At 70.9% G+C, this 12,893-nt stretch carries 11 protein-coding genes; 7 read left to right on the forward strand and 4 right to left on the reverse strand.

The window, feature by feature from the left end:
* Nucleotides 1–16: 16 nt before the first annotated feature.
* Together DER29_RS11995 and DER29_RS12000 are read right to left on the reverse strand one after the other, a co-directional pair.
* Entirely contained in the window at nt 17–1,096 is a 1,080-nt protein-coding gene (locus tag DER29_RS11995; RefSeq protein ID WP_121397427.1) for an inositol-3-phosphate synthase, read from the reverse strand.
* Nucleotides 1,097–1,119: 23 nt separating this feature from the next.
* A complete protein-coding gene (locus DER29_RS12000; RefSeq protein ID WP_121397428.1) occupies nt 1,120–1,758 on the reverse strand; it encodes a PadR family transcriptional regulator in 639 nt (212 codons plus the stop codon).
* Nucleotides 1,759–1,932: 174 nt separating this feature from the next.
* Between DER29_RS12000 and DER29_RS12005 the strand changes: the two genes are divergently transcribed.
* The 3 genes from DER29_RS12005 (at nt 1,933) to DER29_RS12015 (ending at nt 7,163) form a co-directional block, all read left to right on the forward strand.
* The gene (locus tag DER29_RS12005; protein WP_121397429.1) at nt 1,933–2,400 is read left to right on the forward strand and encodes a DUF5318 domain-containing protein; all 468 of its coding nucleotides are present in this window, start codon (nt 1,933–1,935) and stop codon (nt 2,398–2,400) included.
* 197 nt (nt 2,401–2,597) lie between these two features.
* On the forward strand, nt 2,598–5,540 hold the full coding sequence (locus DER29_RS12010; protein WP_121397430.1) for a transglycosylase domain-containing protein: 2,943 nt from the start codon (nt 2,598–2,600) through the stop codon (nt 5,538–5,540).
* A gap of 117 nt (nt 5,541–5,657) precedes the next feature.
* Nucleotides 5,658–7,163, forward strand: a complete 1,506-nt coding sequence (locus DER29_RS12015; RefSeq protein WP_121397431.1) for a glycosyltransferase family 87 protein — start codon at nt 5,658–5,660, stop codon at nt 7,161–7,163.
* Between the two features lie 47 nt (nt 7,164–7,210).
* On the opposite strand, the gene DER29_RS12020 is transcribed toward DER29_RS12015, so the two are convergent.
* The gene (locus tag DER29_RS12020) at nt 7,211–9,712 is read right to left on the reverse strand and encodes a hypothetical protein (RefSeq protein ID WP_233599727.1); all 2,502 of its coding nucleotides are present in this window, start codon (nt 9,710–9,712) and stop codon (nt 7,211–7,213) included.
* Nucleotides 9,709–10,500: a deoxyribonuclease IV gene (locus tag DER29_RS12030; protein ID WP_121397432.1), complete on the reverse strand. Its 792-nt coding sequence runs from the start codon at nt 10,498–10,500 to the stop codon at nt 9,709–9,711. Before DER29_RS12030 ends, DER29_RS12020 begins: the two co-directional genes overlap by 4 nt.
* Before the next feature lie 640 nt (nt 10,501–11,140).
* On the opposite strand from DER29_RS12030, the gene rpsF reads away from it, so the two are divergent.
* The 4 genes from rpsF (at nt 11,141) to rplI (ending at nt 12,793) form a co-directional block, all read left to right on the forward strand.
* Nucleotides 11,141–11,431 (forward strand): 30S ribosomal protein S6, encoded by a 291-nt coding sequence (gene rpsF, locus DER29_RS12035; RefSeq protein ID WP_121397433.1) that lies wholly within the window; start codon nt 11,141–11,143, stop codon nt 11,429–11,431.
* An 80-nt stretch (nt 11,432–11,511) separates the two neighbouring features.
* Nucleotides 11,512–12,051, forward strand: coding sequence for a single-stranded DNA-binding protein (locus DER29_RS12040; protein ID WP_199729229.1), 540 nt, complete (start codon nt 11,512–11,514; stop codon nt 12,049–12,051).
* A gap of 41 nt (nt 12,052–12,092) precedes the next feature.
* Entirely contained in the window at nt 12,093–12,332 is a 240-nt protein-coding gene (gene rpsR, locus DER29_RS12045) for a 30S ribosomal protein S18 (RefSeq protein ID WP_007073789.1), read from the forward strand.
* A gap of 14 nt (nt 12,333–12,346) precedes the next feature.
* Nucleotides 12,347–12,793 carry a 50S ribosomal protein L9 gene (gene rplI, locus DER29_RS12050; protein WP_121397434.1) on the forward strand — a complete coding sequence of 149 codons (447 nt, stop codon included), beginning with the start codon at nt 12,347–12,349 and terminating at the stop codon, nt 12,791–12,793.
* Nucleotides 12,794–12,893 lie beyond the last annotated feature (100 nt).

Raw genomic sequence — 12,893 nt, forward strand, 5'->3', positions numbered from 1 at the left:
TGCTGGTGTCGGCGCGTCAGCGCTCGACGTCACCGGCGATGAACGCCTCGACGGCGGCGTGCGCGTCGTGGTCGGCGTACTGCACCGGCGGGGACTTCATGAAGTACGACGAGGCCGACAGGATCGGGCCGCCGATCTTCCGGTCCAGCGCGATCTTCGCGGCGCGGACGGCGTCGATGATGACACCGGCCGAGTTCGGCGAGTCCCACACCTCGAGCTTGAGCTCGGCGTTGAGCGGGGTGTCGCCGAAGGAGCGACCCTCCAGGCGGATGTACGCCCACTTGCGGTCGTCCAGCCACGGCACGTGGTCCGACGGGCCGATGTGCACGTCGCTCTTGCTCATCTCGTGCGGGATCTGCGAGGTGACCGACTGGGTCTTCGAGATCTTCTTCGAGACCAGGCGGTTGCGCTCCAGCATGTTCATGAAGTCCATGTTGCCGCCGAAGTTGAGCTGGTACGTGCGCAGCAGCTCGACGCCCCGGTCCTCGAACAGCTTCGCCAGCGCCCGGTGCACGATGGTGGCGCCGACCTGGCTCTTGATGTCGTCACCGACGATCGGCAGGCCCGCGTCCTCGAACTTCTTGGCCCACTCCGGGTCGGAGGCGATGAAGACCGGAAGCGCGTTGACGAACGCGCAGCCGGCGTCGATCGCGGCCTGGGCGTAGAACTTGTCGGCCTGCTCGGAGCCGACCGGCAGGTACGAGACCACCACGTCGACCTGCGCGTCGCGCAGCGCCTGGGCGACGTCGACGGGCTTGGCGTCGGACTCCTCGACGATCTCGCGGTAGTACTGGCCCAGACCGTCGAAGGTCGGACCGCGCTGCACGGTGACGCCGGTCGGCGGCACGTCGCAGAGCTTGATGGTGTTGTTCTCGCTGGCGACGATCGCCTCGGCGAGGTCCATGCCCACCTTCTTGGCGTCCACGTCGAACGCCGCGACGAACTGCACGTCCGAAACGTGGTAGTCGCCGAAGGTGACGTGCATGAGACCCGGGACGCGGTCGTTCGGGTCGGCGTTGCGGTAGTACTCCACGCCCTGCACGAGGGACGAGGCGCAGTTACCCACACCGACGATGGCGACGCGGACGGAGCCCATAGCGTCTGCCTCCTTCTTCTTCATCACGGCCGCTCTTTCCTGGACTCTCCAGGCGGAGGCGGGCTGTTGTCTTCTCGTCGGCCGCCGGCCGTCCCGGTTGACGGGACCGTCGGGGCACGGCCGGAGCGCTCGTTGGCGATGAGCTCCTCCAGCCAGCGGACCTCGCGCTCACAGGCGTCCAGGCCGTGGCGCTGCAGTTCCAGCGTGTAGGCGTCGAGCCGCTCGGCCGCCCGGCCGAGCACGTCGCGAAGCCCCTCGCGGCGTTCCTCGATCTTTCGCCGGCGACCCTCCAGGATGCGGAGTCGGGTCGCCTGGTCGGTCCGGGCGAAGAACGCGAAGTGCACGCCGAAACCCGTGTCGTCGTACGTCTCCGGCCCGGTCTGTGCGATCAGTTGAGCGAAGCGTTCCTTGCCCTCCGCGGTGATTTCGTAGACCACCCGACCCCGTCGGCTGGTCAGCGCGGGAACCTCCTCGACAGTGGCGGGTGCCTCCGCGGCCTCGGTGATCCAGCCCGCCGCCTGCAACCTGCGCAGCGTGGGATAGAGCGAGCCGTAGCTGATCGCCGCCCTGATCGCGCCGAGCTTGGCGGTCAGCTCCTTGCGCAGCTCGTAGCCGTGCATCGGAGACTCCTGCAGGAGGCCGAGGATGGCGAGCTCGAGCACGGGCCATCCTCTCTGTACCCTCTACGCGGAGCGGTAACCGCCGCGATGTATCGGACCGATACATCGCACGCTAGCGGATCGTCGTGATCAGGGCAAACCCCCGCTCCGAGGTTCTCCGGTCACGCATCGTCACCGTGGTCGCCCCGTCCGACGAGACCGCGTACCCTTCTCCGCATGCGTACGCAGCGCCAGGTGGTCGACTACTCGCTCCGGAAGCGAGCGGTGCTGCGTGAGCTCCTCGCGGGCCGGGTCGGCACGTACGACGTCTGCGACGCCTCGCCCTACCTGAAGAACGCCGCCCGCTTCCACGGCGAGCCGACCGACGAGCGGTGTCCGATCTGCCGAAGCGAGAACCTGACCCACGTCCACTACATTTACGGCGACGAACTCAAGCAGTCCGCCGGGCAGGCCCGGACACTGGCCGAGTTGCCGGTGCTGGCGATGACGGTGCGTGAGTTCCAGGTCTTCGTGGTGGAGGTGTGCCTCGGCTGCGACTGGAACCATCTCGTCGAGCAGTACCTGCTCGGCCGGGACGGGCTGACCGGGACCCCGGAGGGCGGGCAGGATCAGGACGCGGTGGGCGGCGCGGCCGCCTCGGGCAACGGTACGGGCAGTCGACGGAGGCGAGAGGCGCAACGGTGATCTTCGCTCGATCGGCCGACCCCGGCCAGCGCAGGCACGCCCGGGGAGACCGACGGATCGTTGGTCTGATTGGCCCGATTGATTCGCAAGTGGCACCGGTCGACCGGCACGCGCGTGCCGCCCTCGACGGGTGTCCCATCTCACGGCAAACCGGTGGCGGCGCAGTCGCGTCCCACCGCGACGGCAGGGTGTGAGGAATGAACTCGTACGGCGATTCCAGTTCCCCGCGCGGGCGGGCCCAGATTCCGGGCCAGCACGGCGACCCGGGCGGTGACGCCTCCGGGGGCGGCTGGTCGGCTGCACAGGAGGGTACGGCACCCGCGGGGCGCGCCTCGGTCGCGCCCCGGGCCGGCACCGGCGGACGGGCCTCGGTCGGCGGCTCGGCCGCCGTTCCGCCGCGCGGCAGTTCCGGTTCGGCGTCGGCGGCCGTTCCACCGCGTGCCGGCTCGGCCCCGGTGGGCTCCGCCTCGGTGGGTTCGGCCTCCGTCGGTCGGGCGGTGCCGGGCCGGGCCTCCGTGCCGGTCTCTCCGGCGCCCGGCGCGGGCCGGGCGGCGGGCGCCGGTCGCGCGTCGGTGCCGGTCTCCCCGGCGGCCGGCGGGCCGGCCGGTCGTGCCTCGGTGGGCTCCGCCGCCGTCGGCGCCGCACCGGCCGGACGAGCCAGCCTCGGGTCGGCGGCCGTCGGCGGCGTCAGCGGCCGGGCCTCGGCCCGGGCGAGCGTCTCCCCGGCCGCAGGCGGCCCTGGTGGGCCCGGCGGGCCGACCGGCCCCGGCCGGCGTGCGCGCGGGGCGGGTGATCCGGCCGGCGCGTCGCGGGCGAAGAAGCGCAAGCGGGTCAACATGCTGATCGCCGCCTTCGCCGTGTTCATCATGCTCGCCGGGCTCGGCGTCGTCGGCTTCACCTACTACTCGACCAACGTCGTCCTCCCGGAGGACACCACGCCGCCGCAGGCGACCACCCTCTACGCGGCCGACAACAAGACGATCATCGCCAAGGTCGGCACGCAGAACCGGACGCTGGTCACCATCGACCAGATTCCGACGCACGTGCAGGACGCGGTCGCGGCGGCCGAGGACCGGAACTTCTACCAACACTCGGGTGTGGACTACAAGGGCATCGTCCGGGCCGCGTGGAACAACGTCACCGGCGGCAGCAAGCAGGGCGCCTCGACGATCACCCAGCAGTACGCCCGCAACGCCTTCGACAGCCTCAACGAGGACACCTACGCCCGGAAGGTCAAGGAGGCGATCTTCGCCTCCAAGCTGAACGACGAGTACACCAAGCCGCAGATCATGCAGCACTACCTGAACATCATCTACTTCGGGCGGGGCGCGCACGGCATCGAGGCGGCGGCGCAGACGTACTACGGCAAGCCGGCGAACAAGCTGAGCGTGGCCGAGGGCGCGGTCCTCGCGGCGCTGATCAAGCAGCCGGAGGCCAGCGCGGGCCACAAGGGCTACGACCCGGCGGTCAACCTCACCGACGCAAAGTCCCGCTGGGAGTACGTGATCAGCGGCATGGTCGCCGAGGGCTGGCTGAACGCACCCGGCAAGCCGCCGGCGCCCACCCTGGCCGACTACCCGATGCCCAAGAAGCCGAACCAGGGCGGCGCCGGCATCGACTACGGCGTCAACACCCCGTACGGCAACGTGATCAACTACGTCAAGCAGGAGATGCGGGACCAAGGGCTCTGCGTCGACGACGAGTCGAAGGTCACCGACCAGAAGAAGCTCTGTTCGCAGGCCCTGATGTCCGGCGGCTACCGGATCCGGACGACGATCGACACGAAGATCCAGAAGGCGGCGGTCGAGACGGCCCAGCGCAAGACCAAGGGCTCCGAGCTGAACGGCCAGCCGAAGAACCTGATGGCGGCGGTGGTGGCGATCGACCCGGACACCGGCCGGGTGCTTGCCTACTACGGCGGTGACAACGGCACCGGCACCGACTACGCCGGCAAGAACACCGACTCCAACGGCAACCTCTCCGGCGGGCACTCGCCCGGCTCCAGCTTCAAGATCTACACGCTGGCGGCGGCCCTCAAGGAGGGCAAGGCCCTCGAGTCGCGCTGGAAGGGCAAGGCGTTCACCCCGGAGGGCACCAAGTTCAAGGTGAGCAACGCCGGCGTCGACAATCCCGAGTGCGGCAACTCCTGCACGCTCAAGGTCTCCACGCTCAAGTCGCTCAACGTGCCGTTCTACCACGTGACGCAGGAGATCGGTCCGGACAAGGTGATCAAGATGGCCGCCGATGCCGGCGTCACCACCATGTGGCGGACGGACACCAACCCGGCGAAGGCCTACGACCTCACCAAGGAAGACCCGAAGGACATCGCCCCGAACCCGTTCTTCCACGTCGTCGGCTACGGCCAGTATCCGGTAACCGTCCTGGACCACGCCAACGGTGTCGCCACCTTCGCAAATGAGGGCGTCTACAACAAGGCCCACTTCCTCTACTCGGTCGAGGCTCGGGACGAGACCACCGGAAAGTGGAGAAAGGTCGGCAGCGAGAAGCTCACCCCGAAGCAGCGCATCGACAAGGATGTCGTCGCCGACGTGACGTCGGTGCTTGAGCAGTATCCAGCGCAGGTCAACCACCGGTTGGAGGACAGTCGAAAGGCTGCCTCCAAGACCGGCACCTGGGAGCAGAAGCCGGACAGCCCGGAAAACGGCGATGCCTGGATGATCGGCTATACCCCGCAGATCGCCGCCGCCGTTTGGGTCGGCAATCTGCAGAACCGGCTGCCGCTGAAGCTCAAGGACGGCCGCCGCGTCAGCGGTGCCAACCTCCCGGGCGATATCTGGGAGCGGTTCATGGAAGAGGCACACAAGACTGGGAGCGACTACCGGGAGAAGAAGGACTTCCCGCCCGCGGCGAACGTCGGCGACCCGAACAGCGGCAACGGCGAGGCGCCCCCGCCCCCGCCGCCTCCGCCGGGCCCGCCGAACTGTGGTCCGCTGGACCTGCTCTGCCCGCCCGGCGGCAACAACGGCGGTGGGAACAACGGCGGCGGCAACCCTCCGGGCGGGCCCGGCGGGCCGGGTGGCCCCACCGCGCCCACCAACCCGACCGATCCGCGACCCGGCCGGGACGGCGGCGGCGGCGGGCTGCTACCGAGCCTGACGCCCAGACCGGACAACGACTGATCGACGAACGCCGCCGGCGGCCGGAGCACCTCTCCGGCCGCCGGCGGCGTTTTGCGTATCGACGTGTCGTGAGAGGGAGGGGACGCGGAGGCCCGATGTACGGCAGGATGCACCTTCATGAGCACGCAGTCGACGCGAGGCATCGACGACGCCGGTGCCCCTGACCACCCGTCCCGCTCCGACGGCTTCGTCCGGGGCCTCTCCGGCGCCATCGGCGGCCCGCTGGGCGACCACGCCGTCGCCCTGGACCGGCCCGCCGGGCGGGAGAGCCGGTTCTGGACGGCGACCCGCATCGTCCTGGCCCTGGTCTGCCTGACCCTGGCGTTGCACTGGGTGCAGAAGTCGCCCTGCCAGGACGGCGCCTGGCAGAACAACGTGCAGTACACCCGGTTCTGCTACACCGACGTGCTGGCGCTCTACTACGCCGAGCGGCTCAACGAGGGTGCGGTGCCCTACCAGGACCACCCCGTCGAGTATCCGGTGCTCACCGGCTACTTCATGGGCGCCCTCGGCCTGCCTGTGCACGCCCTCGGCCAGAACGACCCGGGGCTCAACCAGGGCATGTGGTTCTACAACCTGAACGCGCTGGTGCTCGGCGCGCTGGCGGTCGCCACGGTGGCGGTGCTCCTCGCCCTGCGCCGCCGCCGACCATGGGACGCCGCGCTCTTCGCGCTCGCCCCCGCGCTGATGCTCACCGCCACGGTCAACTGGGACCTGCTCGCCATCGGCCTGGCCGCGTTCGGCCTGTTCGCCTGGGCCCGCAGCCGACCGCTGGCGGCCGGCGTCCTGCTCGGTCTCGCCGGGGCGGCCAAGATGTGGCCGCTGTTCATCCTCGGCCCGATCCTGGTGCTGGCGCTGCGCGCCGGGCGGCTCCGCGCCGCCCTCACCGCTCTCGGCGCGGCCCTCGTCTCCCTGGTCCTCGTGAACCTTCCGGTCGCCATTCCCTACCGGGAGAACTGGGACCGCTTCTTCGAGCTGAACTCGACCCGGCCCATCGACTGGGGCACCCTCTGGTACATCGGTCGCTACCTGGACGGAAAGTTCGGCAACGCCAACCCCGCCGATCTCGGGCCGTTCGAGTGGCTGAACGTCAACATCCCGACGCTGAACACCCTGTCGTACGCCCTCTTCGGGCTGGCCTGCCTCGGGGTGGCCGCGCTGGGGCTGCTGGCCCCGCGCCGGCCCCGGCTCGCCCAGCTCGCGTTCCTGGTGGTCGCCGCCTTCCTGATCTTCAGCAAGGTGTGGTCGCAGCAGTTCGTGCTCTGGCTGCTGCCGCTGGTGGTGCTCGCCCGCCCGAAGTGGGGCGCCTTCCTCGCCTGGCAGGTGGCCGAGGTCTGCTACTTCGTGGCCTTCTACGGCGAGCTGCTCGGCGCGGCGACCAGCAAGCCGGTCTTCCCGGAGGGCGTCTTCGTGCTGGCGTCGACCCTGCGCCTGACCACCGTGGTGGTGCTCTGCGTGCTGGTCGTCCGGGAGATCCTGCGGCCGGAACTCGACCCGGTGCGGCGGACCTACGCCGACGACCCGGACGGCGGGCTGCTCGACGGCGCCCCGGACGCGCCCTGGCTCGACCGCTGGCGACGCCGCTCCGAGGTATCGGCCGAGCCGACGCCCGCCGCCGTCTGACCGCTCCCGGCCGTCGGAGGCGACCCCGACGGCCGGGAGGACGCCGGTCAGAGGCGGTAGACGACCACGTCGCCGATCTCCTCGCGGGTGATGCCGAGCCCGTCGACCGGTGCGTCGACGGTGACCTCCCACGGCGTGCCGGCGATCTGGTCGCGCATCAGCAGCACGTTGCGGACCCCGAGGACGCGCAGGTAGTCGACGCTGACCTGGTCGGGGAAGGAGAGCGTCACCCGGCGTACGTCGTCGAGCTGCCGCGGCGTGAAGCCGCTGCCTCCGTTCACCACGTCCTGGAACCGGGTCGTGGACCAGAGCATCACCGGCTGGTCGAGGCTCTGGTTGCTCGGCAGCACCAGCAGCGGCCCGCCCACGGTCCGCATCGCCGCCGGCTGGGGCGGCACGACCGGGTGCGGCGTGGAGTTCAACCCCTCGCCGATCACCAGCACCAGCGGCAGCAGGGTGGCCAGCCGCAGCCACGGGCTCGGCCAGGAGGGGATCCGCTCGGCGTAGACCTCCCGGACCCGGGCGGCGAACGCGCTGACCGCGCCCGCCGCGAGTAGTCCGAGCAGCAGCGTGGTCCAGAGCATCAGCCGGCCGGGAGTGCGGATGCCGTTCCACCCGGGCAGGTGCTCGAACAACGGCACGTAGGTGAAGGTGCCGTCGAAGAACCAGGTGCCCATGGCGAGCACCATGGTCACCACCACCCCGGCGAACAGCAGCAGCCGGTGGCGCAGTTTCCACACCGAGAAGAAGAGCCCGCCGGCGGCGAGCGCGTAGAGCGCGAAGCCAGGCAGCAGGGTCATCTCCGGATGCCAGGGGAGCATTGCTCGCGCCCCCTCGTGCAGCCCGCCCCAGACCCGCGACTCGGCGGGCGCCGTGAAGAAGCCGGCCGCCGGCGGCGAGTAGACGCCGATGTCGCCGATGGAACGCTCCGCATGCGGGTGCAGCTCCGCCACCTTGAAGTACGGAATGGCCAGCAGCGCGCCGACGCCGGCGAACAACAGACCGCCGACCAGGTCCGCGATGAACAGCCGGCGGCCGAACGGGCGCTTGACCGGCCGGATCACCCACCGCCGCAGGAACCAGGTGACGGCCGCGACGAGCACGGTCCCGGCGAGGAAGTACGCGAACGGCAGCCCGATGCCGAAGCCGAGACTGAGTTGCCAGGCCGCGACCAACCAGCCGGTGTAGACCCAGCCGTCGTGCCGGCGCTCGGGGCGGTACCCGTACCGCAACGACCAGCCGTGCCCCCGGGCGAGCATCGCCAACGCCAGCGGGATGCCGCCGTTGGAGATCACGTGCAGGTGCCCGGCCTGGGCCAGCAGCCACGGCGCGTACGCGAAGCTCGCCCCGGCCACCGCGGAACCGATGCGGCCCGCGCCGAGCTGCCGGGCCAGCGCGTACGCCCCGAGCGTGGCGAGCGCGTGGGCCAGCACGAACATGATGTTGTAGCGGAGTACGGCGGCTTCGGGACCGGTGCCGATCATGCCCGCCGGGGCGTACCCGAGCAGGGTGTCGGAGAAGGCGAAGCTCCAGGACTCCGGGAAGAAGGTGTTCGACTGCCACAGCTGCGCCGGGTTGGTCAGCAGGATGTGCCCCGACCAGGCCATCTGCCACGCCTGGAGGCTGGGGTCCCAGTAGTCCTGCGGCAACGTGTGTCGCGGGTAGCGCAGCGTGGGCCAGGTCATCAGCACGGCCAACGCCAGCGAGGCGAACGCCGCGAGCGTCCACTCGTGGATCAGCACGCGGCCGACCGCCCGCGCGGCGCGCCCGATCCGGGAAGGCACCGGTTCGGGGGCGGACGCGAAGGCCTCCCACCGGTCCGGCTTGCCCTCCTTGTCGCCCCCGTCCTCGTTCTTGCCGGCAGCCTTGTCGCTGCCCTTGCCCGCGCCCTCGCCGCCCGCCCCGGCCGCACCGGCTGCGCCCGCCTTGCCCGCCGCGCCCTGGGCTCCGTCCTTGCCGGCTGCGCCTGCCCTCGCGTCCGCCTTGTCGGCCGTGCCGTTGGCGCCGTCCTTGCCGGCGGGGCCCGCCTTGGCGTCCGCCTTGTCGGCCGTGCCGTTGGCGCCGTCCTTGCCGGCGGGGCCGGCCTTGGCGTCCGCCTTGCCGGCCGCGCCCTGGGCGCCGTTCTTGCCGGCTGAGCCCGCCTTGGCGTCCGCCTTGCCCGTCTTGGTGGCGACCTCGTCGGCTCCGCTCGCCGTAGTGCCGGCCTTGCCGTTCCCCGTCTCGGTCGCGCCGACTCTGTCGGCCCCGACCGCCTTGGCTTCCGCCCCGGCCGTGGCCTGGGCCGTGTCAGCACCGGATCGGGTTCCACCGGTGCCGGATTCGGCCGCCTCCGCCTTGGGCTTGGCCGCCCCCGCCAAGGGTTCGGCCGCCTCCGCCTGGGGCTCGGCCGCCCCGTCCTTGGGTTCGGTCCCGCCGGTTCTGGCGGCCGAGCCGGGCGTGGCACCGGCCGTGCCGGTCTTCCCGGCGGCTTCCGTCTTCTCGGCCGTGTCGGCCTTCCCGGCGGCGGTGTCGGGACGGGGGCTGCCGGCGGCGGACTGCTCGGTCGTCATGCCGCCGGGCTCCCCGTGCCCAGCCGGTCGCGAAGGAAGGCGATGTCGGCGCCCTGACCGTCGACCCCGCCCGGGGTCTCGACGATGACCGGTGCGCCGGCCGCGCGGATCACCGCCACCACCAGCTCCGGGTCGATCGTGCCGCCGCCGAGGTTGTCGTGCCGGTCCTGACCGGAGTTGAACGCGCCCTTGGAGTTGTTGGCGTGCACCAGGTCGATCCGCCCGGTGATCGCCTTTACCCGGTCGACGAGCCCGAGCAGCTCCTCGCCGCCGGCGTGGGCGTGGCACGTGTCCAGACAGAAGCCCACCTCGTGGTCGCCCACGGCGTCCCAGAGCCGGGCGAGCGCGTCGAGCCGCCGGGCGCACGCGTTGTCGCCGCCGGCGGTGTTCTCGATCAGGACCGGCACGTCGAAGCCGCCGGAGTCCGCCGCGTACGCGAAGGTCTTGCGCCAGTTGTCGAAGCCGACGGCCAGGTCGTCGCCGGCGTTGACGTGCCCGCCGTGCACGATCAGCCCCTTGGCGCCGACGGCGGCGGCCGCCTGGGCGTGCCCGAGCAGCAGCTTGCGGCTGGGGATCCGGATCCGGTTGTTCAGGGTCGCGACGTTGATGACGTACGGCGCGTGCACGTAGAGGTCGACGCCCGCGGCCCGCAGCCGGTCCGCGTCCTCCCGCGGCTTCGGTGCCTTCCACCCCTGTGGGTCGGAGAGGAAGAACTGCACGGCCTCGGCCCCTCGGGCGGTCGCCTCCGCCACCGGGTCGGTCGAATCGACGTGGGCTCCGATACGCATGCACGGGAGCCTACGTCGCGTCGCCGACAGCCGGGATGACGGCGGTGGTGGACTCGCCGGTCCCACGCGTCACCTGCCGGCGCCGGCGGTCGTTGATGCGAGTGGGATCCACGGTTGCCGCAACCGGCCCGCAACGGCCGCAGGTCGGCCTGCCGGGAGCACGTCGAACCGCCCGAGAGCGGGGGCACCCCCGCCGCGCGGCCCGGCGCGGCGGGGGCCCGCCCTGACGGAACCGGGGTCATCGGGAAATTTGTCGGAGAATTCCGCCATTTCCCCCGACAAGGGGCAAGTGCCGTTGTAACGTCAGGTAACAACACGATAAAGCTCCGCGGGGCGTCCCCGGTCCAACCTCATCGGTGTGGTCGTTCCTCCCCAGGTCCCACCCAAGGAATGCGGACGGGACGCCCCGCGGCCTCGTATACGGGGGCCCGCATCGACAGCGACGTCGACGCGGGCCCCCGTCGCCTCGCCCGGCGGAAGGGGCCCCGCCGACCACCCCGGGCATGATCGTCGGGACCGGGTATCCTGGTCCGGTTGTCCGCGTCCGGCCGGGTTCCCCCGGAACCGGCGCGGGCCACGACGCACGACCTCCTGCCACGGAAGGACCGTGGCCGCTTAGCCCACAGGAGGTGAGCACGTCTTGCGTCATTACGAAGTCATGGTGATCCTCGACCCCAGCCTCGAGGAGCGCACCGTCGCCCCGTCGCTCGACACGTACCTGAACGTGATCCGCACCGCGGGTGGCTCGGTCGAGAAGACCGACGTGTGGGGCCGCCGGCGCCTCGCGTACGAGATCAACAAGAAGGCCGAAGGCATCTACGCCGTCATCGACCTGCAGGCGACGCCCGCAGCGGTGGCCGAGCTGGACCGCCAGCTGCGGCTCAACGAGTCCGTGCTGCGCACCAAGGTCATCCGGCCGGAGATGCGCTAAAGCATTCAACCCGGTTCACCCGGATCAGCCTCATCGGCACTGTCGGAGGGCTCTGAGAGCCTGTACGGCAGAACTGATGAGTGCGCGAGGAGATGGTCATGGCAGGAGACACCACCATCACGGTCATCGGCAACCTGACCGATGACCCCGAGTTGCGGTTCACCCCCTCCGGTGCGGCGGTCGCCAAGTTCCGGGTCGCTTCGACGCCCCGGTTCATGGACAAGGCCTCCGGCGAGTGGAAGGACGGCGAGCCGCTCTTCCTGGCGTGCACCGTGTGGCGGCAGGCGGCGGAGCACGTCGCCGAGTCGCTCCAGCGGGGCGCCCGCGTGATCGTCTCGGGCCGGCTGCGTCAGCGGTCGTACGAGACGCGCGAGGGCGAGAAGCGCACCGTCATCGAGCTCGAGGTCGACGAGATCGGCCCGTCGCTGCGCTACGCCACGGCGAAGGTGCAGAAGATGTCCCGCTCCGGCGGCGGTGGCGGCGGCTTCGGCGGCGGTGGTGGTGGAGGTGGCCAGGGCGGCGGCGGAGGCAACTTCGACGACCCCTGGGCCTCGGCTGCACCGGCACCCTCGCGCGGTGGTTCGGGTGGCGGCAACTTCGACGAGGAGCCCCCGTTCTAATGGCGCCGAGCGCCCGCGATCGCAAACCAGGAGCACGAGCAATGGCCAAGGCCGCTGCACTTCGAAAGCCGAAGAAGAAGGTGAACCCGCTCGACAAGGACGGGATCACCTACATCGATTACAAGGACACCGCGCTGCTGCGCAAGTTCATCTCCGACCGCGGCAAGATCCGCGCTCGGCGGGTGACCGGCGTGACCTCGCAGCAGCAGCGGCAGATCGCCCGTGCGGTCAAGAACGCCCGTGAGATGGCGCTCCTGCCGTACACGGCCACGGCCCGCTGAGAGGAGGCACCGATATGAAGATCATCCTGACTCAGGAGGTGTCCGGCCTCGGTGCCCCGGGCGACATCGTCGAGGTCAAGAACGGCTACGGCCGTAACTACCTGCTGCCGCAGGGCTTCGCGATCGCCTGGACCAAGGGTGCGGAGAAGCAGGTCACGGTCATCAAGCGGGCCCGTTCGGCCCGGGAGATCCGCGACCTCGGCCACGCCAACGAGGTCAAGGGCCAGCTCGAGGGCCTCAAGGTCAGCCTGAAGGCCCGCGCCGGCGACGGCGGTCGGCTCTTCGGCTCGGTCACCCCGGCCGAGATCGTCGACGCCGTCAAGGCCGCCGGTGGTCCGGTCCTCGACCGGCGTCGGCTGGAGTTGTCCGGTCCCATCAAGTCGACCGGCTCCTACCCGGTGCAGATCAAGCTGCACCCCGAGGTGACCGCCAAGTTCGACCTCAACGTCGTCCAGGGCTGACACCTCACCCCAGCACCACGACAGGGCCCGCACCGACCGGTGCGGGCCCTGTTTCGCCGTACGGCCGCCCGTCGCACTTCCCGCCGTACGCCTCCTGCGG

Origin of the sequence: Micromonospora sp. M71_S20, from assembly GCF_003664255.1 — a bacterium.
In the GTDB taxonomy this organism is placed as follows: Bacteria; Actinomycetota; Actinomycetes; order Mycobacteriales; family Micromonosporaceae; genus Micromonospora.